The organism is Ectopseudomonas alcaliphila (assembly GCF_900101755.1).
GTDB lineage: Bacteria > Pseudomonadota > Gammaproteobacteria > Pseudomonadales > Pseudomonadaceae > Aquipseudomonas > Aquipseudomonas alcaliphila.
The window spans coordinates 1-19,556 of record NZ_FNAE01000003.1 but is presented as its reverse complement, the minus strand read 5'-3'; the positions used below and the strand labels follow the sequence as shown (position 1 = coordinate 19,556).

The window sequence follows — 19,556 nt, the reverse complement described above, 5'->3', positions numbered from 1 at the left end:
GCGCGATTTTTGGGCTGCTTGCGGCCAGAAGCAGACGCTGAGCCAATCGCTAGCTATATAGAGGCAGGAGCTGCTGGAACCTGACGCATCGGAATCAACCCAGGCTGAAATGTTCGTGTCATATTTATGCCGTGCTGACGCCTCACTACATCTCCGGATGGGCTGTGCGAAGAAACAGAGAATGAAGGGGCCACAAAAGCCCTGAAATAAGCCAAATTTTTCATGAGCCAATGCTGGCATTATGCTTGCAACCTGTATTGGATCGTGGCTTTATAAGGCTCTAGTCGGTTAGGGATGATCGTATGAAGCACCACACACTCCCACCGGTCAGTCATTAAGTGATGGGGGCGAGTGAGTCAGACCGTGGCTAAAAAGAGCTTTGCTGAACAGGCCAGCGCCGACACTACCGAGATCGGTTTCCATTATCAATATTACTACTTTCTCTATCGCCTATTGAATCTAAAATCGGGCCAGTCTGTAGGACTTGAAGTCAAGGATGACGTGCACACCGACCTAGACAACGAAACTCAAATACTCTTTCAGCTCAAGCACACCGTGCAACAGAATGCTACCGGAGGTTCTATTGCCCTTACTGAATTGGACGGCGACCTCTGGAAAACGCTGCGTAATTGGGCAAAGATTATATCTGATGATACTGCTGGTCGTGATCAACAGGCAAAGCAGCACGAATTCATCAATAAAACCGAATTCCATCTTATATCAAACAAGTCGGAAAGCAGTCGAAACGAGTTCTTAAGAAAGCTAGAAGCCTACAAAGCCACGGCATTAAGCCTTGAAGATTTATGCACCCACATAAACGCACTATACGAAAAAACCCAAGATAAAGATATCAAGGGCTACATAGGCGAAGTGCTGACCCTCGACAAAAATATCCTTGCAGCCTTTCTGAGAAAAATCTATCTCGAGCTTAACCTTGATGATTTGCATACTCTTATCAAGATGGCTATTAAAGAGAAAATGATTGAAAGCTCTAAAGTAGATGCGGTATTCGAGAGGCTCGACTCGAACATTAGAACTGACAACTACATTCGCATCAAGGAAGGCCAGAAAATAGAACTGGACTTCGACTCATTTTATAAGCGCTATCGAACTATTTTCTCCTCATCTAGGGAGCCGCTACAACTAGGCAGGCCATTTGCACCTGCATTTCCCGAAGATGTTTTTGCACAAGTCTTCATCAAGCAACTTGTCGCAGTGAGTGCGATGAAAATAGACGACGTCGAAAGAGCATTTGAGTACACAACAAATAAATTAAAAATTGTACGCTTCCTAGATGACTGGCTCCAATCAGGAGAGCTGGTGGCCGATGAAATTGCCGATTTCCATAAGGATGTAAAAACCAAATGGCGTAATGCATTCGAACATTGGTGCGAAGATTGCCTCGATCGCGACGTAGTTGATAAGGCGAAGCAATTGCTCTACGACCTTCGTAAAATTGAGTTCTCCATAGCCAGCAACAAACTTAACACCGAGTTAAGCAATGGAGAGCTCTACCATCTTTCCGATGAACGACTTATTGGATGGCATCGAGATTGGAAAACTCTGTAATTCAAACACCAGAGACGACCAACAAGGGATTCTGGGACGGGTATAACAACGTAGGTATCGGCGTGGTAGCGATTGCGTCGGTTTTGAACCATATAGGCAGCCTTTCTGTTCCGAAAGCGCTGCTGATCATTCCCATGATAGTGCATCGCCCGACCCTTGCGTACATGGCAAGCAAAGTAACGTTGGAGCGAGGATCAGCCGCTCTAGCCTCAGGTCATCCACAGCTCTTCGTTAACTTTAACGAGCGATTCGAAAGCAACCTCCCATTATCGGTTAACTCTATTCAACTACTAGTTCATCTAGGGTACGCGAAGCTGGGCGAAGAGCTAGTACGTAAACGCCGATTGACTATAGATCAAGGTCTTGGACAGCGAGCTAAGAAAATCGATCTAGCTTCCGATAAAATCTCCGAGCTTCTTCTCGAACCAGAGGAGGAGCTTTACTTGAATTTCAGGGTGCAACTGTGAATTTTGGTATTGATGCAATCATTCTTTGGTCTGTAATCGGTGATATTCGCTCACTGAATTTTCAGCGCAACAAAGTAAACGTTATAACCGGCGAGAGTCAAACCGGGAAATCTACTATTCTCAAGATATTCGATTATTGCTTCCTGGCCAGTGAACACGATATTCCTCATGACGTTATCAACGACAATGTCAGTTGGTATGGAATAAAATTCTATATTAATGACAAAAGCTACTTTCTTGCAAGGCGCAGCCCTGTCGGCAATACCGTTTCTACTGACTACCACTTCTCATCTATTGGCGAGATCCCGCAAACGCCAACACCCAATATCAAGCAAGATGATCTGCGCGGGATACTCGAAGCTGAGTTTTCCATTGACGATAGAGTCAAAATGCCTTTCGGTGGCAAGGTTATAAAATCTGGCTCCCGAATATCATTTCGATACTTCTTTCTTTTCAATACAATTTCTGATGACATCATCCTTAACAGTAAGAACTTCTTTGACAAGCAAGAAGTGGATCGATATCGCGAAGCGCTACCTAGGATTTTTGACTTAGCACTTGGGATCGACGATCTAGAGAATATCGTTGCCCGAGAGCGCAAAGATTCGCTGAGCAAGGAGATTTCTAAGCTTGAGCGTAAGAATATTTCGCTAACAGAGAGCAAAAGCTCCTTTAGTGCCGAGATACGCGATATTGCAGCAAAAGCGGCCGAGTACGGATTAACACCTGAACTGGATAAAGATATCACTGCCTCAAGTCTACTGGACATGCTGGGCATGCCTAGCATCACACCAAACTATGATGCATCAACAAAACGCCGATCAGACATCAACTCACAACTTTTCGCCATAAACAGGCAGATCAGAAAATACTCTCAATTCAATGAGGAATATAAAAGCTACAAATCGACAATTAAAAGCTCCCAGGATAGCTTAAAGCCACTAAGAGTACTCATGGAGCGCTCTAGCGAAATCGTAAAATCAGAAATTTTTGATGAGCTAATCAGTAGCATTCAAGTCGATCTTCGTACAATTGATGAGACTATCAAGTCGAGGCGACCAGTTGAGAGTCAAGTAAATAGCGCAATACGGCAGCTTGAGGATAAAAAGAAGGAGCTGCTGGAAGAGCTCCAGGTTCTGCCTGAAACACCCCGCTCTTTTAAGGAGCTCCAAGATATGTGGGTGTTTTTGGGCGAGGCCCGAGGTAAGCTAAGCATCTACGCTCGTATGGACGAGAAGCGAGCTGGGAAGCCTGAGGTGGCCGATCTAACGGGGCTGATCGCCGAATACGACGCGGTTCAGGTAAAAGATGTTGAGGCGGAGAGAGCTGCAACCATTAGTTTGATCGACGAAGTTGCTGCGAGCCTGATGATTCAAGCTAAGGATGCGCTAGAGAACTATGCAACTTGGTATGCCAGCTTCAACTACAGCGAAAAGAAAATTCAGCTCAGAAAGCCGAAGTCAACCCTTATCGAAAATATCGGTAGCAGCTCCAACCATATGTTTTTACACCTAATTCACTTCTTGTCTCTTCACGAAGTGGCGCTGAATAAAAACTCCAAATTCGTACCAAGCTTCCTGATAGTTGACCAACCAAGTCGCCCCTATTGGGGGGAAGAAGAGGAAGTAGATCCCGAAAATTTGATTCACAGCGATAGAGCCAAGATCAGAACTGCATTTGAAATGCTCAACACTTTTATAGAATACATCAATCGAGAATACAGAAAACAATTTCAAATGATCATGTTCGAGCACGTACCGACATCAATGTTTGAAGGGCTAGGTAATATTCATCTTCTACCCACATTCCGAGACGGGAATGCTCTAATCCCAGCTAGTTGGCGACAAAAAGAGATCGACTTGTAAGGGCTGCACATCAATCCTAGTTTCATAGATGCAGCCAAGCGTTGGGGCGTTTCTAGCCCTTCAAGACTGACCGCTCCTGGCCGCTCGCCGCCCTTGCCCTCCTCCCGCCCCCACGCTACAGTCCGCCCTGTCACGGTCAATCCCGTGACCGGGCGTGAGAACCCGAACATCGTCCAAGGCGCGGAAGCGCCATAGCAGTGTAGCCGGCGCTTTTTTTGTGCCCGGTTACCGCATTTCTATGGCGGGCCGTGTGAGGCAGGCCTCGGCCTGGCCGGTTCCCTTGGACGCCGGTTTCTCACCCTTGCACGGTCCGCCTCCATAGCTCGTGAGAAGGCTGGGAAGCGGCTCCTTAACCTGTCCAAGGAGCATAAGGAAAATGCACTATCCCCCTTTTACCCAAGGGCTCCGCCCTGGGCTGCTGGCTGTCGTGTCGACTTCCGTTCTGGAGGTGCCGCATGGCCAGGTCTGAATCCGTCGTTATCCCCTTCCCCACACCTCGCAATCCCTTGCATAGCCATGTAGCCGACGAGTGCCCGCACCAAGCGGCGGCCGAGTATCGGGCGGCGTTGCTGGTCAAGCTGTTGCGGCGGGTGCCGGAGCCGGAGTTGGCGAGCACCACCAATGCGCTGCTGAGTGAGCTGGTCGTGCTCTATCGCCGGGCCATCGCCCAGGCAGCTGGGAGGGCCGAGTATGATTGAGCTGCAACGGCACCTCACCCACCTGCCCGCCCATGACGGGCAACCAGCTGCGGACTTCGGCTGGAGCGAAGATTGCCAGGCGAGCTTCGGCCACGGCGTGCAGACCGCGCAGGCCTGGCTGGACGACGCCAACAGCGGCTGGCTATGGGCCAATCTGTTGCTGGAGCGCCAACTGTACCCGCCGGGTGCCCAGCGCCATGCCTTCGAGCTGGGCTTTCTCAGTCGCATCCACCAGCGTCTGTGTTCGCCCCTGGGTGGCGAGCACGGGGCCAGGCGCACCGAGTTCAGGCTGTAGGCAACCGGCGCGGCGCTGTGCGGCAGCTTGCGAGTTGTTCGCACAGGCGCCAGCTGCCCGGCGGTGCGCGCGGCGCCCCCTACCCTGTGAACCGTCTGCTTATTTGGCGTCTCGGCGCGCAATACCCTGCAGTCAATCTCGGCGCCATGCTGAAGTTGCAGGCCCCAAGTGATACCATTGCGCGCTTCGACGTCGCCCTGAGCAGCACCAGGCCCCGGCGCCACGATGCCCGACACTCCCCCCATGCCTCACCAGCCTTATCGGCTCGTCTGCCGGCAGGGGCGTAGCGTTCACTCATATGCGCAGGTTCGTCTTCCTCGGTTCGGGCCGGGCTGAAAGGCTCGAAAGCGGTATCACCCTTTAAACAGCGCACCTCAAGTTATTGATAGGTAAGTCCTTTGATTTCCACCGCTAACATCACCATGCAGTTCGGCGCCAAGCCGCTGTTCGAGAACGTTTCCGTCAAGTTCAACAACGGCAACCGCTACGGCCTGATCGGCGCCAACGGCTGCGGCAAGTCGACCTTCATGAAAATTCTTGGCGGCGACCTCGAGCCTTCCGGCGGCCAGGTGATGCTCGAGCCGAACGTGCGCCTGGGCAAGCTGCGCCAGGATCAGTTCGCCTACGAAGAATTCAACGTGATCGACACCGTGATCATGGGCCACGAGGAGCTGTGGAAGGTCAAGGCCGAGCGCGACCGCATCTACTCGCTGCCGGAAATGAGCGAAGAAGACGGCATGAAGGTTGGCGAACTCGAAGGTGAGTTCGCCGAGATGGACGGCTACACCGCCGAATCGCGCGCGGGCGAGCTGCTGCTGGGCCTGGGCATTCCGCTGGAGCAGCACTTCGGCCCGATGAGCGAAGTCGCCCCCGGCTGGAAGCTGCGCGTGCTGCTGGCCCAGGCGCTGTTCTCCGACCCGGACGTGCTGCTGCTCGACGAGCCGACCAACCACCTGGATATCAACACCATCCGCTGGCTGGAAACGATCCTCACGGCGCGCAACAGCACCATGATCATCATTTCCCACGACCGTCACTTCCTGAACTCGGTCTGCACCCACATGGCTGACCTGGATTACGGCGAGCTGCGCCTGTTCCCGGGCAACTACGACGAGTACATGACTGCCGCGACCCAGTCGCGCGAGCAACTGCTGGCCGACAACGCCAAGAAGAAAGCACAGATTTCCGAGCTGCAGAGCTTCGTCAGCCGCTTCTCGGCCAACGCCTCCAAGGCCAAGCAGGCGACCAGCCGCGCCAAGCAGATCGACAAGATCCAGCTGGCCGAGGTCAAGCCGTCGAGCCGCGTCAGCCCGTTCATTCGCTTCGAGCAGACCAAGAAACTGCACCGCCAGGCCGTGACCATCGAGAAGGTGTCCAAGGCCTTCGACGACAAGGTGCTGTTCAAGAACTTCAGCTTCACCGTCGAAGCCGGCGAGCGCGTGGCGATCATCGGCCCCAACGGTATCGGCAAGACCACTCTGCTGCGCACCCTGGTCGGCGAAATGACCCCGGATGCCGGTTCGGTGAAATGGACCGAGAGCGCCGAGGTTGGCTACTACGCTCAGGATCACGCCCACGATTTCGAAGATGACGTGACCCTGTTCGACTGGATGGGCCAGTGGACGACCGGTGAGCAGGTGATCCGCGGCACCCTCGGGCGCATGCTGTTCTCCAACGACGAGATCCTCAAGTCGGTGAAGGTCATCTCCGGTGGTGAGCAGGGCCGCATGCTGTTCGGCAAGCTGATCCTGCAGAAGCCCAACGTGCTGGTGATGGACGAACCGACCAACCACCTGGACATGGAATCCATCGAAGCGCTCAACCTGGCGCTGGAGAACTACCCGGGCACGCTGATCTTCGTCAGCCATGACCGCGAGTTCGTTGGCTCCCTGGCCACGCGCATCATCGAGCTGTCGGACAACGGCGTGACCGACTTTTCCGGCACCTACGACGACTACCTGCGCAGCCAGGGCATCATCGTCTGAAACTCCCAAGAAAACTCCCCTCTCCCATTTATGGGAGAGGGCCAGAAACAACAAAGCCCGCTTTCGCGGGCTTTGTTGTTTCAGCGGTTTGTTCAGGCAGTGGCGAACAGCTCGGAGATACGCTGCGCTGCACCCTTCATGGCTTCAGCGCGCGGCTCTTCGCCGTAGGCCAGGCCTTCGGCGCGAACGATCTCGATATCGTCGATGCCGACGAAATTCAGCATGCGCACCAGATAGTCCTCATGCGCCTGGCCGGACGGCTGGCCGGCATGAATACCACCGGCGCTGGAGGCGATCACCACGGTCTTGCCGCCAGCCAGCCCTACCGGGCCGTTCTCGGTGTACTTGAAGCTCTTGCCGGCGACGGCGATGCGGTCGATCCAGGCCTTCAGCTGGCTGGGAATGGCGAAGTTGTACATCGGTGCACCGATGACGATGGCATCGGCAGCGAGAAACTCTTCCAGGGTGCGTTCGGCCAGCTCGGCCTCGTGCTTCTGCGCGGCGTCACGCAGCTCGGCCGGGGTGCCAGCGGCTACCAGGGTGGCAGCGGAAAAGTGGCTCAGCGCATCGCTGGCCAGGTCGCGGTAGGTTACCTGGGCATCTGGATTGACTGCGCTCCAGGCCTCGACCACAGAACGGCTGAGCTGACGGGAAGCGGAAGCATCGCCAAGGATGCTGGAATCGAGGTGCAGTAGTTTCATAGGTGCTCTCCAGAGTGTCGTGCGACGTGGTGACGCAATTGCACAGAGGCTACCGATGGAACCAATAGCCGATAAGACGGCAAAAATGCGATAGTTCGTCCCACTGATAGGACGATGACATGCATGACCTCAATGATCTGTTCTACTTCGCCAAGGTAGTGGAAGCCGGTGGTTTCGCCGCTGCCGGGCGTGCGCTGGGCATTCCCAAATCGCGCCTGTCGCGGCGCATCGCCGAGCTGGAGCAGCGCCTGGGCGCGCGTTTGCTGCAACGCTCGACGCGCAAGCTGGCGCTGACCGATATCGGCGAACGCTACCTGCGCCATTGCCAGGCGATGTTGCTGGAGGCCGAACAGGCCGAGGAAACCGTGACCAACCTGACCAGCGAGCCGCGTGGCCGGGTGCGCTTCTCCACCCCACCGGGCGTGGCCTTGCTGCCCGATCTGATCAATGATTTTCTGACGCGCTACCCCAGGGTGCAGCTGGAGGTCGTGCAAACCAGCCGCCGCATCGACCTGCTCAACGAAGCTGTGGACGTCGCCCTGCGCGTGCGCAACGCCGATGACGAAGAACCAGGCCTGATCACTCGCCGCCTGCTACCGGCACGCGCTCTGGTAGTGGCGCACCCGGATCTGATCGCCGGGCTGCGCCTGGAGCAGCCCGAAGATCTGCAGCAATTGCCCGCGCTGGGCGCCATCGGAGCCGACCGGCGCATTCATCTGCGCTTTCATCACAACACGACGCAGGAGGCTCGCGAGATCGCTTTGGAAGCGCGCCTGGCCGTCGACGACTTTCCCATGCGCAAGTCGGCGGCACTGGCCGGGGTGGGCATTACCCTGCTGCCCACCACCTACTGCCACGAGGAATTGGCCGATGGCAGCCTGGTGTCATTGCTGCCGCACTGGACGGTGCCTGAGGGCTATGTGCAGTTGGCCTACACCCACAGACGCGGCATGTCGCCGGCTGTCCGCGCCTGGATCGAGTTGCTCAGCGACGCATTCAGTCGCTGGAGCTTCCCGCTCTGACTCAGATGCGGAACTGACGCACCAGCGCTCCGAGACGATCGCCCAGGCCTGCCAGGCTGCGGGCCGTCTGCGCGCCACGCTCGGTTTCGTCGGCAACGCTGTCCACGGCGACGGCGATCTGATGCACGCTGCGATTGATCTCCTCGGCCACTGCCGTCTGCTCCTCGGCGGCGCTGGCGATCTGCGCGTTCATGGCGTTGATGGTGGCGATCAGTTGGGCAATGGCATCGAGCGATTCGCCGGCCTTGTTGGCCTGCTCGCTGGTCAGCTCGCCCGCATCGCTGGAACGGCGCATCGAAGTCACTGACTGCTGCGTGCCCTGCTGCAGGCGGTCGATCATGCCCTGGATTTCCTGGGTGCTCTGCTGGGTGCGGCTGGCCAGTGCACGCACCTCATCGGCGACCACGGCAAAACCGCGCCCGGCCTCACCGGCGCGCGCGGCTTCGATGGCGGCGTTGAGCGCCAGCAGGTTGGTCTGCTCGGCGATGGAGCGGATCACGTCGAGCACGCTGACGATGGACAATACGTCCTGCTGCAGGTTGTCGAGCGATACGCCGCTGCTGCGAATATCCTCGACCAGTGAGTGAATGCGCTGAATGCTGCCATCGACCACGCTCTTCGCCGCCTGCCCTTCTCGATCAGTCTGCTGCGCGGCTTCAGCGGCGTTCTGCGCGCTCTTGGCGACTTCGTGAGCGGCGGCGGACATTTCGTTGATCGCCGTGGCCACCTGATCGGTTTCATGGCGCTGCTGCCCCATGGCCTGCTCGGAGCGCTGCGCCTGTTCCGAAACCTGGCCCACCAGCTCGGTGAGCTGCCCGGTCATTTCGACGATCTGCCGCACCAGGCCATGCACCTTCTCGACAAAACGGTTGAACGAGCCGGCCAGCTGGCCCAACTCGTCCTCACTGGTGATCGGCAGGCGGCGGGTCAGGTCGCCCTCGCCTGCAGCAATATCATCGAGGTTGGCCTTGATCTGCTGCAGCGGACGCAGGAAAGCGTTGCCCAACCACACGCCAATCACGCCGAACACCAGCAGGAGGATCGCCGCCACCACCATGATGCTGGTGATGATGGTGCCGATGCGGCGATCGATCTCGGCCTGTACTTCGACGATCTGCGCCTCGATACCGTCGAGGTTGAGCGCGGTGCCGAGGGCCATGTCCCATTTGGGCAGGTAGTAGCTGTAGGCGAGCTTGGGCACCTGCACAGCCTCGTTGCCCGGCAGCGGCGAGGAATAATTGACGAAGTAGGTGTTGTTCTTCGCCACGTTGACCAGCTCACGGTTGATGTAGACGCCATTGGAGTCGCGTCGGTCGACAAGGCTCTTGCCGACATCCACCGGGCTGTCGCCACGGAACAGGCGCACCACGTTGGAGTCGTGACCGAAGAAGTAGCCGTCGGCGCCGTACTTGATCTTCGAGAGGATGGCGATGGCCTGTTCGCGACTGGCCATGTCGCCTTGGGCGGCACCATCGTAGAGCCCCTTCACCGAACCCAGTGCGATCTGGATGTAGTGCTCGAGCTCGCTGCGTTTCTCCTGCAGCAGACGCTCACGCGTCTCGGCCACTTCGTCAGCAGCCAGATTCTGCAACACCCTCGCCGCCGTACCGCTGAGCACCAGCGCGAAGAGGATGACGGGAACCAGCGCAAGCAGGATTACCTTGGCTTTTAGTGTGAGGCGCATTCTTATTGTCCTTGTGTGCGAAACCAAAACGGGGCTACCGATATATCGGCAGCCCCGTGAAGGAGTTAAGCGACCCAAGGTGCCGAGAACTTAATTCGGCGCATGTACACGCCTTTACAGCAGCATAGCGGCGGCCCACCCGAACGCCAGCAGCGGCAGGTTGTAATGCAGGAAGGTGGGCACCACGCTGTCCCAGATGTGGTTGTGCTGACCGTCGGCGTTCAACCCCGAGGTTGGCCCGAGCGTCGAGTCCGAGGCGGGTGAACCGGCGTCGCCCAGCGCGCCGGCAGTGCCAACGATGCAGACGATGGCCAACGGGCTGAAACCCAGTTGCACACCCAGCGGCACGAAGATCGCGGCGATGATCGGAATGGTCGAGAAGGAAGAACCAATGCCCATGGTCACCAGCAGACCGACCAGCAGCATCAGCAGCGCGCCGACGGCCTTGTCATGGCCGATCAGGGCTGCCGCACTGTCGACCAGGGTCTTGACCTCACCGGTGGTCTTCATCACCTCGGCGAAACCGGCCGCGGCGATCATGATGAAGCCGATCATGGCCATCATCTTCATGCCTTCGGTAAACAGGCCGTCCGCCTCTTTCCAGCGCACCACGCCGGACACCGAGAAAATCACGAAGCCGACCAGCGCGCCGATGATCATCGAGTCCAGCCACAGTTGCACGACGAACGCCGCGGCGATGGCCAGCCCCGCAACCAGCAGGCTCAACGGGTTGTACTGGGCATCCACACGCTCGCTCTGCACGATCTTTTCCAGGTCATAAACGCGCTTGCCGCGATAGCTGAACAGCACCGCCACGAGCAGCCCGCAGAGCATGCCCAGCGCCGGAATGGCCATGGCCTGGGTGATGCTGATGCCCGTGACGTCGACACCGGACTTGGCGACATTGGCCAGCAGGATCTCGTTGAGGAAGATGCCGCCAAAACCCACCGGCAGGAACATGTACGGCGTGATCAGCCCGAAGGTCAGCACGCAGGCGATCAAGCGGCGGTCCAGTTGCAACTTGCTCAACACATAGAGCAGCGGCGGTACCAGCAACGGAATGAAGGCGATGTGGATCGGCAGCAGGTTCTGTGAAGAGATCGCCACCGCCAACAGCAGCCCGATCAGCAGCCACTTCAGCGCACCACCTGTACCCTCCTGCTGCTTGCCGACCAGCGCCAGAGCCTTGTCCGCCAGGGCGTGAGCCAGGCCCGACTTGGCGATGGCCACGGCGAAAGCACCCAGCAGCGCGTAGGACAGCGCAACCGTCGCACCACCACCGAGCCCCTGGTTGAACGCTTTCAGCGTGCCCTCGACGCCCAGCCCTCCAAGCAGCCCACCGGCCAGCGCACCAATGATCAGCGCCACGACCACGTGTACGCGACAGAGACTGAGGACCAGCATGATGCCGACCGCAGCGATTACAGCGTTCATAAAGTACTCCACCTGCACGGTGCAAAAAGCCGCGTACTCTGCCGCATGCGGGCTATGCCTGTCAAAACCGGACTGTTCAGAATTTAAAGCAATACGTGCATAATCTCGTGCAAAATCCGCATCGATCAAGAATGCGTACCGCACACCGATAACCCTGTTAGTCCATGCAGAAAGGAACGCACCATGCTGTTCAGTCGTCTTTCGATCCAATGGAAGATCACCCTGCTCGCCGGCCTGTGCCTGCTCGCCATCGTCACCTTGCTGGTGGGCGCCTCGCAGTATCAGTCCAGCCGCAGCGCCAACCTGGTGCGCGAAGCCAGCTCCGGCATGCTGGAGGAAAGTGCCAAGCTGCGACTGAAAGCACGTGGCGAGCTGCAGGCGATCCGTATCCAGCGTTACTTCATGGACGCCTATCAGTACGGCAAGGGGTTTTCCCGGCAGATCCTGTTTCTGCGCGAGCAGGCAGAGAAACGCTTCCTCGATGCCTTCGACCTGCGTGAAGACCTGACCCGCCAGGTGCGCAGCAGCCTGGAAGCCAACCCCGCCCTGCTCGGCCTGTACCTGGTGTTCGAGCCCAACGCCCTGGATGGCAAGGACGAGCTGTTCGCCGACCAACCCGATCTGGGCAGCAATGACGCTGGACGCTTCGCGCTGTACTGGGCACAACCCACGATCGGTCAGCTGGAAGCCGAGGCAATGACCGAAGAGTTGCTTGGCGACACCACGCCAGGCGACAACGGTGTGGCCTACAACGCCTGGTACACCTGCCCCCGCGAAACACGCCAGGCCTGCGTGCTGGAGCCCTATTACGACGAGGTCGGCGGGCAGAAGACGCTGATGACCAGCATCGCCTTCCCGCTGGAACTCGACGGCAAGATCATCGGCGTGATGGGTGTGGACATCAGCCTGGCCAGCCTGCAACAGATCAGCCAGGAGGCCAATCACGAGCTGTACGACGGCCAGGGCCATATCAGCATCTTCAGCCCCAGCGCCCTGCTGGCGGGCCACAGCCGCGACGGCAACCTGCTGAGCCAACCGGTCGAGCGCGCCTTTCCCGAAAACGCCAGCGAACTGCGCGGCTTGATCCAGAGCGGCAGCGATGCCGAGCTGCATCACGGTGACATGCTCCGTGAACTCAGCCCGTTCAAACCGATTCCCGAAGCCCAGCCCTGGTCGGTGCTGCTCGAAGTCCCACAACAAGTGCTGCTCGATCGCGCCATCAAACTGGGCGCACAGCTCGATGCCAACCGCGCCAGTGACAGCCTGGTCGCGCTGCTGATGGGCCTTGTCGCGGTGATCGCCGGTCTGCTGCTGATGTGGCTGACGGCACGCGGCGTAACGCGGCCGATTCTCAGTGTGGCCGCCATGCTCAAGGATATCGCCAGCGGCGAAGGCGACCTGACCCGCCGCCTGCAATACGCCCGGCAGGATGAGCTGGGCGAGCTGGCCGGCTGGTTCAACCGCTTTCTCGACAAGCTGCAGCCCATCATTGCCGACGTGAAAAGCAGCGTGATCGATGCCCGTGACACGGCCGACCAGTCGGCGGCTATTGCCAGCCAGACCAGCGCCGGTATGCAGCAGCAGTACCGCGAGGTCGATCAGGTGGCCACCGCCTTCCAGGAGATGAGCGCCACCGCCCAGGATGTCGCGCACAACGCCGCGCAGGCTGCAGAAGCCGCGCGCAATGCCGATCAGGCCAGCCGCGAAGGCCTGCAGGTGATCGACCGCACCACCAGCACCATCGACCTGCTGGCCAATGAAATGAACGTGGCCATGCAGGAAGTCGAAGGCCTGGCCAGCAGCAGCGAACAGATCGGCTCGGTGCTGGAGGTGATTCGCTCGATTGCCGAGCAGACCAACCTGCTCGCCCTCAACGCCGCCATCGAGGCCGCACGTGCCGGTGAGGCCGGGCGTGGTTTTGCCGTGGTCGCCGACGAAGTGCGCAACCTGGCCAAACGCACCCAGGACTCGGTCGAGGAAATCCGCCAGGTGATCGAAGGTCTGCAGAACGGCACGCGCGAGGTGGTCAGCACCATGCACAGCAGCCATCGCCAGGCCCAGGGCAGCGTCGAGCAGGTGCAGCAGGCCGTGGCCGCGCTGCAGCGCATCAGCCAGGCGGTCAGCACCATTACCGACATGAACCTGCAGATCGCCAGTGCAGCTGAGGAGCAGAGTTCGGTGGCCGAGGAGATCAACCGCAATGTCGCCTCGATCCGCGACGTCACCGAGGCCATCACCGCGCAGGCCGACGAGTCGGCGCAGGTGAGCCAGAACCTCAATCGCCTGGCCAATCACCAGCAGAGCCTGATGGATCAGTTCCGCGTGTAACCTCAGGTAGGGTGCGCCGTGCGCACCTCAAATCCGGGCCGCACGCAGGTGGACATGACGCCAAATCATCCTCGATCTGGCGGCGCTTCCCTTGCAGCGCAGGCAGGCAATCGCCTAGCCTGCGTTCTTTTTTCGGGGAAGCAGCATGCTCAATATCGCCTTGGTCGCCGGCTCCAGCCGCAACAACAGCCAATCGGGAAAGGTCGCCCGCGCACTGCGTCAGCGCCTGATCGAGATGGGTCAAACCACTCAGGACACCAGCAGCATCATCGATCTGGGCCTGGCGCCGCTGCCGCTGTGGCCCGCTGAAGACGCCGGCCCCTGGTCCATGTATCAGCAGCAACTGGCGGCCGCCGATGCCGTGGTGATCATTGCGCCGGAGTGGAACGGCATGGCCTGCCCGGCGATCAAGAACTTCTTCATCTACGCCAGCAAGGCCGAACTGGCGCACAAGCCGGGCCTGCTGGTTGGCGTTTCCTCGGGAATTGGTGGCGCCTACCCCATCAGCGAGCTGCGCGCCTCCAGCTACAAGAACTGCCGTCTGTGCTACCTGCCGGAGCACCTGATCGTGCGTCAGGTGGAGAAGGTGTTGAACGGTCCGCAGGCGGTGGACGAAGCCGATGAGCGCCTCCGCGCACGCATCGATTACGCGCTCGATGTGCTGGTGCGTTACGCCCACGCCCTGCAACCGGTACGCGCTGCCATCGGCTTCGATAACCCGGCCTTCGCCAACGGCATGTAAGGAATGTCCCGCAGGGTGGGTTAGCGGCGCTGAACACAGCGCTTGTAATCGCGCCGCCTAACCCACCAGCGATGGCTCGCCCGGCGCGAGGCCCTGAGCTCGGCCTCGGCTCAACGCCGTGGCAGACTCACCACCACTCGCAGCCCGCCCAGCGGGCTGTCCTGCAGTTCGATCCGGCCATGCCAGGCCTCGATGATATCGCGCACGATACCCAGACCCAGACCGTGCCCCGCCACCTGCTCGTCCAGGCGGGTGCCGCGCCCAAGTACGGCCTCACGGCGTTCGGCATCGATACCAGGGCCGTCGTCATCGACAGACAGGCGATAACCCTCGGTGCTCTCCTCCACCGTCAGCTGCACCCGCTGATCGGCCCATTTGCAGGCGTTGTCCAGCAGGTTGCCGAGCAGCTCCAGCAGATCCTCACGGTCACGTGGCAACACCAGGCCAGGCGGCGCCTGCCAATCCAGACTCAGGCCACGGTCATGAATCATCGACAAGGTGGCGAACAGCCCCGGCAGCTCCTGCGCGCAATCGAAACGTGCACCCGGCAACACCTCGCCAGCCAGACGCGCACGCCCCAGTTCGCGACTGAGGCGCTGCTCGATCTGCTCCAGTTGCTCACGCAGGCTCGCGCGCAGCGCCGGGTGGGCAGCCAACTCCTCGCGGCCGGCAAGGCTGATCAGCACCGCCAGCGGCGTTTTCAGCGCGTGGCCGAGGTTGCCCAGCGCATTACGCGAGCGCTTGAGCGTGTCCTCGGTATGCGCCAACAGGTGGTTGACCTGCGCGACCAGAGGCTCCAGCTCCTCTGGCACCTCGGCATCCAGATCGGTACGTCGGCCTTGCTGCAGTTGGGCTATCTGCTGACGTACCTGTTCCAGTGGGCGCAACGCCCGGCGAACGGTGTAGCGCTGAGCGACCAGAATCAGCAGCAGCGCGGCACCTCCAAGACCGAGCCCGAGCCCCTGCATACGGCGAAAACTTTGCAGTATCGGCTGATAGTCCTGCGCCACGCTGATCGACAGATTCTCGCCATAGCGGCGGTAGTCGGCGCGGTAGATCAGCAACAACTGACCTTGCGGGCCATCGCCCAGCTCGGCCTGCATGCCAACGCCATTGGGCTTGAGCAGCTCACGGTCCCACAGCGAGCGCGAACGCCAGCTACGGTCGGAAAAGTCGATGCGAAAATAATGCCCGGAGAATTGCCGCTGGAACGACGGATCGAGACGTCGCTCGTCCAGTTGCAGACCAGACGGGCCGCGTACCAGGGCAGCCAACAGGCCCTGTGCTTCATCACGCAGATCTTCTTCCAGGTAAGCGCGCAGGCCACGGTCGAATACCCAGAGGCTGGCCTGCGCCAGAACCAATCCGACCAGCAACAGCGTAGCGGCCAGGCCAATACCGAGCCGACGCTGAATGGACCTCAACCCTGCTCTCCGGTAAAGCGGTAACCCTGCCCACGGCGGGTCTCGATCACGTTGCGCCCGAGCTTGCCGCGCAGGCGGTTGACGTGCACTTCGATGACGTTGGAATCACGCTCGGTCTCTCCGTCGTAGAGATGGTCGGCGAGATGGCTCTTGGAGAGAATCTGCCCGGGATGCAGCATGAAGTAGCGCAGCAAGCGAAACTCGGCGGCGGTCAGATCGATGGCTTCGCCGCCTGCTTTCACGCACTGGCGGCTCTCGTCCAGTTGCAGACCTGCGGCCTCCAGTTGCGGCTGGTTGGCCAGGCCATGGGCACGGCGCAACAGCGCCTGGATGCGCAGGGCCAGCTCCTCGGGGTGGAAGGGCTTGGTCAGGTAATCGTCGGCGCCGGCCTTCAACCCTTCGATGCGCTCGGCCCAGGAGCCACGCGCGGTGAGCACCAGCACCGGCGTGGCCAGTCCGCCGGCACGCCACTCCTGCAGCACCTCAAGCCCCGGCTTGCCTGGCAGACCAAGATCGAGAATGATCAGGTCATAAGGCTCGCTGGCGCCCTGATAGGCCGCGTCACGACCATCGGCCAGCCAGTCCACGGCGTAACCCTGGCGAGTCAGGCTGGCGGTCAGTTCATCGGCCAGAGGTACATGGTCTTCCACCAGCAACAGGCGCATCAGTCGTCTTCCTCATCCTTCAGAATATTGCCGTTGCGGGCATCCAGTTCGAGCTCACGCACCACGCCCGATGTGGTCAGAATCTCGACTTCATAGACCAGCACGCCATCTTCCTCCTCCAGCTCTGCTTCGAGCAGAGTGGAACCGGGATAAGCGTTGCCGATGTGTTGCATCAACTGCTCGAAGGGCATGATGACGCCCTCGCGACGGAGGCGCAGGGCCTCGTCCTGATCGAGATCGCGCGCAATCCCCGGCACGCTGGCGAAACCGCATGCCATAACCAGTAACAGCGCGGTGGTACGTCGAAACTTCATCAATCGTCCTGGTGGTTCTTGAGAATTTCCCCGGTGCTGGCATCCAGCTCCAGGTCCCACTGCACGCCCTGGGCGTCGCGCAGCTCGATCTGATAGATGTAGCGCCCGTATTCGTCTTCCAGCTCGGTTTCCTCGATGCGTGCGCCCGGGTGCTGAGCCAGCGCCGCGTCATTGAGCTGTTCGAAGGATTTGATGGTCCCGGCATCACGCAGACGCAAGGCCTCGTCCGGGCTGAGATCACGCGCCTGGGCAATGGTAGCGGCGCTGACGAGGGTGGCAAGTGCCGCGAAGCTGAGCAATCGGTTCATGGGGTTCTCCAGCAGTGAATCAGTGCCTGCCACTCTAGGCCCAGGCACTTAATTCAAGCTGAATTCACCTGCGTCATTCACCGCATGAAGTGGCTTGGCCTGCTCACTCAGCGCTCTATAATCGCCTGCTGCGAAAGGAGGCATTGATGAGCGCGATCCATATCAAATCCCCTGCCCTGACCCTCAAGGCGGGCCCCAGAGCCTTGGCGCGAATTCGCCAGAATGGCCTGAGCCCCGCAGACGTCGGCATCCTGCCCGGCGCAGCAGGCGGCCCCAAGGGCATCGGTATTCAGGGACTGGATCTGGCGCTGTTCGGCGACTGGCTGCTTCGCGCACCGCGTGAACGCGCCCTGATCGGCGCCTCCATCGGCTCCTGGCGCTTCGCCAGCGTCTGCCTGCCCGATCCGGCTGCGGGGATTCGACGACTCGGCGAGCTGTATACCTCTCAGCGATTCGCCAAGGGCGTGAGCATGGCCGAAGTGTCGGGCAGTTGCCGGCAGATGCTCAGCGAGCTGCTGGCCGATCAGGATGCCGCCATCATCGCCAACCCGCACTACCGTCTGCATATCGTGGTGGTGAAGAGCCACGGCCTGCTGCAGCACGATCATCGCGGCAAACTCAGCCTCGGTCTGTCATCGGTGATCGGCAACAATTTTTTGGCCCGCCAGCGCCTTGGCCGCCATTTCGACCGGGTGATTCTGCATGATGCGCGACAGGTGCCGCCCCTGGCTCAGTTGAGCGACTTCCGCTCGCACTTCCACGCACTGACCCCGGAAAACCTGCGCCACGCCCTGCTGGCTTCGGGATCAATTCCCATGGTGATGGAGGCGATCCGTGAGATTCCAGGTCTGGAGCCGGGTGCCTATCGCGATGGTGGCCTGCTCGACTATCACCTCGACCTGCCCTACAACGGCGAAGACATCGTGCTCTATCCGCACTTTACCGATCGCGTGATACCGGGCTGGTTCGACAAGAGCATGCCCTGGCGCCGCGGCGACCGCACGCGCCTGCAGGACGTGCTGCTGCTGGCACCATCACGCGAATACCTGGCGCGCCTGCCACACGGCAAACTGCCGGATCGTACCGACTTCAAACGCTACCTGGGTAATGACGACGGGCGCGAGCGCTATTGGCGCCTAGCAATGGCCGAAAGCGTCAGGCTCGGTGACGAATTTCTCGAACTGGTCGAAAGCGGCCGCCTGGCCGAACGCCTACAACCCCTCTGAGACAGCGGGTTTATGAGTGGCTGCTCAACCTGTAGAGCGGACGTGATTAGGCGGCAATCGGGTCAGACCTGATAAACTGTGCCGCTCAACGCCATTCAGGCGGAATCATTTACGCGAGCGCTGTTCAGTGGAATTGTTCAAAGAGTTCATCTTCGAGGCGGCCCATCGCCTGCCCCACGTACCGGAAGGCCACAAATGTGGCCGCCTGCATGGCCATTCCTTCCGAGTTGCCATTTACATCGAAGGTGACGTCGATCCCTATACCGGCTGGATTCGTGACTTTTCCGAGATCAAGGCGATCTTCAAACCGATCTACGAGCTGCTCGACCACAACTACCTGAACGACATCCCTGGCCTGGAAAACCCAACCAGCGAGGTCCTCGCCAAGTGGATCTGGCAACAGGTCAAACCCTTGCTGCCGGAGCTCTCGCGCGTACGCATCCACGAGACCTGCACCAGCGGCTGCGAATACCGCGGCGATTGACCCCTGCCCAGAAACACCAAAGGCCACCTTCAAGGTGGCCTTTTTATTGATGCCGACAAAGCACCGCAATCCCGCGCGAACCGGCGTGATCGCATCATTGCAGGTGCGCAACGCACTGAGAAATTGTAGGAGCGAGCCCTGCTCGCGAAGGCGTCAACGGATCAACCGTAGGGTGCGCCGCGCGCACCAGCATGTCGGCGCCTTGAGCGGTGCGCGCAGCGCACCCTACACGACGCGTTGTTTTCCAGCGCCCAAAGAAGAAACCCCAGACCGGGTTAGCGATCTGGGGTTTCGTATAGGAGCTTGACGATGATCAGGCCGGCGCTCCGGTGGCCGGCACTCCGG

18 protein-coding genes are annotated in these 19,556 nt (G+C 59.5%); 11 read left to right on the top strand and 7 right to left on the bottom strand.

Features of this window, described 5'->3' with window-relative positions; all coding sequences use genetic code 11:
* Positions 1–351 precede the first annotated feature (351 nt).
* From BLR77_RS11770 to BLR77_RS11745, 6 genes are all read left to right on the top strand, one after another.
* Positions 352–1,569: an ABC-three component system protein gene (locus BLR77_RS11770; RefSeq protein WP_238380565.1), complete on the top strand. Its 1,218-nt coding sequence runs from the start codon at positions 352–354 to the stop codon at positions 1,567–1,569.
* Positions 1,554–2,036 (top strand): three component ABC system middle component, encoded by a 483-nt coding sequence (locus BLR77_RS11765; protein WP_238380564.1) that lies wholly within the window; start codon positions 1,554–1,556, stop codon positions 2,034–2,036. The genes BLR77_RS11770 and BLR77_RS11765 overlap by 16 nt, the downstream gene beginning before the upstream one ends.
* Positions 2,033–3,901: a DUF3732 domain-containing protein gene (locus BLR77_RS11760; protein WP_074677980.1), complete on the top strand. Its 1,869-nt coding sequence runs from the start codon at positions 2,033–2,035 to the stop codon at positions 3,899–3,901. Before BLR77_RS11765 ends, BLR77_RS11760 begins: the two co-directional genes overlap by 4 nt.
* A 455-nt stretch (positions 3,902–4,356) precedes the next feature.
* Positions 4,357–4,599 carry a hypothetical protein gene (locus BLR77_RS11755; RefSeq protein ID WP_074677978.1) on the top strand — a complete coding sequence of 81 codons (243 nt, stop codon included), beginning with the start codon at positions 4,357–4,359 and terminating at the stop codon, positions 4,597–4,599.
* Entirely contained in the window at positions 4,592–4,894 is a 303-nt protein-coding gene (locus tag BLR77_RS11750) for a LasR-specific antiactivator QslA (protein ID WP_059392541.1), read from the top strand. The genes BLR77_RS11755 and BLR77_RS11750 overlap by 8 nt, the downstream gene beginning before the upstream one ends.
* A gap of 398 nt (positions 4,895–5,292) precedes the next feature.
* Positions 5,293–6,879 carry an ABC-F family ATPase gene (locus BLR77_RS11745; protein WP_074677976.1) on the top strand — a complete coding sequence of 529 codons (1,587 nt, stop codon included), beginning with the start codon at positions 5,293–5,295 and terminating at the stop codon, positions 6,877–6,879.
* Between the two features lie 92 nt (positions 6,880–6,971).
* On the opposite strand, the gene BLR77_RS11740 is transcribed toward BLR77_RS11745, so the two are convergent.
* Positions 6,972–7,580, bottom strand: a complete 609-nt coding sequence (locus tag BLR77_RS11740; RefSeq protein WP_074677974.1) for an FMN-dependent NADH-azoreductase — start codon at positions 7,578–7,580, stop codon at positions 6,972–6,974.
* Between the two features lie 119 nt (positions 7,581–7,699).
* Between BLR77_RS11740 and BLR77_RS11735 the strand changes: the two genes are divergently transcribed.
* Positions 7,700–8,602, top strand: a complete 903-nt coding sequence (locus BLR77_RS11735; RefSeq protein ID WP_074677972.1) for a LysR substrate-binding domain-containing protein — start codon at positions 7,700–7,702, stop codon at positions 8,600–8,602.
* Between the two features lies 1 nt (position 8,603).
* Here BLR77_RS11735 and BLR77_RS11730 read toward each other — a convergent pair whose 3' ends face one another.
* Both BLR77_RS11730 and BLR77_RS11725 read right to left on the bottom strand, forming a co-directional pair.
* Positions 8,604–10,286: a methyl-accepting chemotaxis protein gene (locus BLR77_RS11730; protein ID WP_074677970.1), complete on the bottom strand. Its 1,683-nt coding sequence runs from the start codon at positions 10,284–10,286 to the stop codon at positions 8,604–8,606.
* 114 nt (positions 10,287–10,400) lie between these two features.
* Positions 10,401–11,720 carry a Na+/H+ antiporter family protein gene (locus BLR77_RS11725; protein WP_074677968.1) on the bottom strand — a complete coding sequence of 440 codons (1,320 nt, stop codon included), beginning with the start codon at positions 11,718–11,720 and terminating at the stop codon, positions 10,401–10,403.
* A gap of 183 nt (positions 11,721–11,903) precedes the next feature.
* On the opposite strand from BLR77_RS11725, the gene BLR77_RS11720 reads away from it, so the two are divergent.
* Positions 11,904–14,048: a methyl-accepting chemotaxis protein gene (locus BLR77_RS11720; RefSeq protein ID WP_074677966.1), complete on the top strand. Its 2,145-nt coding sequence runs from the start codon at positions 11,904–11,906 to the stop codon at positions 14,046–14,048.
* A 145-nt stretch (positions 14,049–14,193) separates the two neighbouring features.
* Positions 14,194–14,790 carry an NADPH-dependent FMN reductase gene (locus BLR77_RS11715; protein WP_074677964.1) on the top strand — a complete coding sequence of 199 codons (597 nt, stop codon included), beginning with the start codon at positions 14,194–14,196 and terminating at the stop codon, positions 14,788–14,790.
* Between the two features lie 110 nt (positions 14,791–14,900).
* Here the strand turns inward: BLR77_RS11715 and BLR77_RS11710 are convergent, their stop codons facing one another.
* The 4 genes from BLR77_RS11710 to BLR77_RS11695 are packed head-to-tail and all read right to left on the bottom strand — an operon-like array spanning position 14,901 to position 17,501.
* Positions 14,901–16,214 carry a sensor histidine kinase gene (locus BLR77_RS11710; protein ID WP_074677962.1) on the bottom strand — a complete coding sequence of 438 codons (1,314 nt, stop codon included), beginning with the start codon at positions 16,212–16,214 and terminating at the stop codon, positions 14,901–14,903.
* On the bottom strand, positions 16,211–16,879 hold the full coding sequence (locus tag BLR77_RS11705; protein WP_074677960.1) for a response regulator transcription factor: 669 nt from the start codon (positions 16,877–16,879) through the stop codon (positions 16,211–16,213). The genes BLR77_RS11710 and BLR77_RS11705 overlap by 4 nt, the downstream gene beginning before the upstream one ends.
* Positions 16,879–17,157: a PepSY domain-containing protein gene (locus tag BLR77_RS11700; protein WP_394328057.1), complete on the bottom strand. Its 279-nt coding sequence runs from the start codon at positions 17,155–17,157 to the stop codon at positions 16,879–16,881. The genes BLR77_RS11705 and BLR77_RS11700 overlap by 1 nt, the downstream gene beginning before the upstream one ends.
* A gap of 35 nt (positions 17,158–17,192) precedes the next feature.
* Positions 17,193–17,501 (bottom strand): PepSY domain-containing protein, encoded by a 309-nt coding sequence (locus BLR77_RS11695; RefSeq protein WP_074677956.1) that lies wholly within the window; start codon positions 17,499–17,501, stop codon positions 17,193–17,195.
* Between the two features lie 146 nt (positions 17,502–17,647).
* Between BLR77_RS11695 and BLR77_RS11690 the strand changes: the two genes are divergently transcribed.
* Both BLR77_RS11690 and queD read left to right on the top strand, forming a co-directional pair.
* A complete protein-coding gene (locus BLR77_RS11690; protein ID WP_074677954.1) occupies positions 17,648–18,727 on the top strand; it encodes a patatin-like phospholipase family protein in 1,080 nt (359 codons plus the stop codon).
* A gap of 127 nt (positions 18,728–18,854) precedes the next feature.
* On the top strand, positions 18,855–19,211 hold the full coding sequence (gene queD / locus BLR77_RS11685) for a 6-carboxytetrahydropterin synthase QueD (protein WP_074677952.1): 357 nt from the start codon (positions 18,855–18,857) through the stop codon (positions 19,209–19,211).
* Positions 19,212–19,556 lie beyond the last annotated feature (345 nt).

Bases quoted from the DNA above. Each gene is read 5' to 3' on its own strand.
- BLR77_RS11755 (WP_074677978.1), top strand. From the start codon at position 4,357: ATGGCCAGGTCTGAATCCGTCGTTATCCCCTTCCCCACACCTCGCAAT.
- BLR77_RS11750 (WP_059392541.1), top strand. From the start codon at position 4,592: ATGATTGAGCTGCAACGGCACCTCACCCACCTGCCCGCCCATGACGGG.
- BLR77_RS11740 (WP_074677974.1), bottom strand. From the start codon at position 7,580: ATGAAACTACTGCACCTCGATTCCAGCATCCTTGGCGATGCTTCCGCT.
- BLR77_RS11735 (WP_074677972.1), top strand. From the start codon at position 7,700: ATGCATGACCTCAATGATCTGTTCTACTTCGCCAAGGTAGTGGAAGCC.
- BLR77_RS11730 (WP_074677970.1), bottom strand. From the start codon at position 10,286: ATGCGCCTCACACTAAAAGCCAAGGTAATCCTGCTTGCGCTGGTTCCC.
- BLR77_RS11725 (WP_074677968.1), bottom strand. From the start codon at position 11,720: ATGAACGCTGTAATCGCTGCGGTCGGCATCATGCTGGTCCTCAGTCTC.
- BLR77_RS11720 (WP_074677966.1), top strand. From the start codon at position 11,904: ATGCTGTTCAGTCGTCTTTCGATCCAATGGAAGATCACCCTGCTCGCC.
- BLR77_RS11715 (WP_074677964.1), top strand. From the start codon at position 14,194: ATGCTCAATATCGCCTTGGTCGCCGGCTCCAGCCGCAACAACAGCCAA.
- BLR77_RS11705 (WP_074677960.1), bottom strand. From the start codon at position 16,879: ATGCGCCTGTTGCTGGTGGAAGACCATGTACCTCTGGCCGATGAACTG.
- BLR77_RS11700 (WP_394328057.1), bottom strand. From the start codon at position 17,157: ATGGCATGCGGTTTCGCCAGCGTGCCGGGGATTGCGCGCGATCTCGAT.
- BLR77_RS11695 (WP_074677956.1), bottom strand. From the start codon at position 17,501: ATGAACCGATTGCTCAGCTTCGCGGCACTTGCCACCCTCGTCAGCGCC.
- BLR77_RS11690 (WP_074677954.1), top strand. From the start codon at position 17,648: ATGAGCGCGATCCATATCAAATCCCCTGCCCTGACCCTCAAGGCGGGC.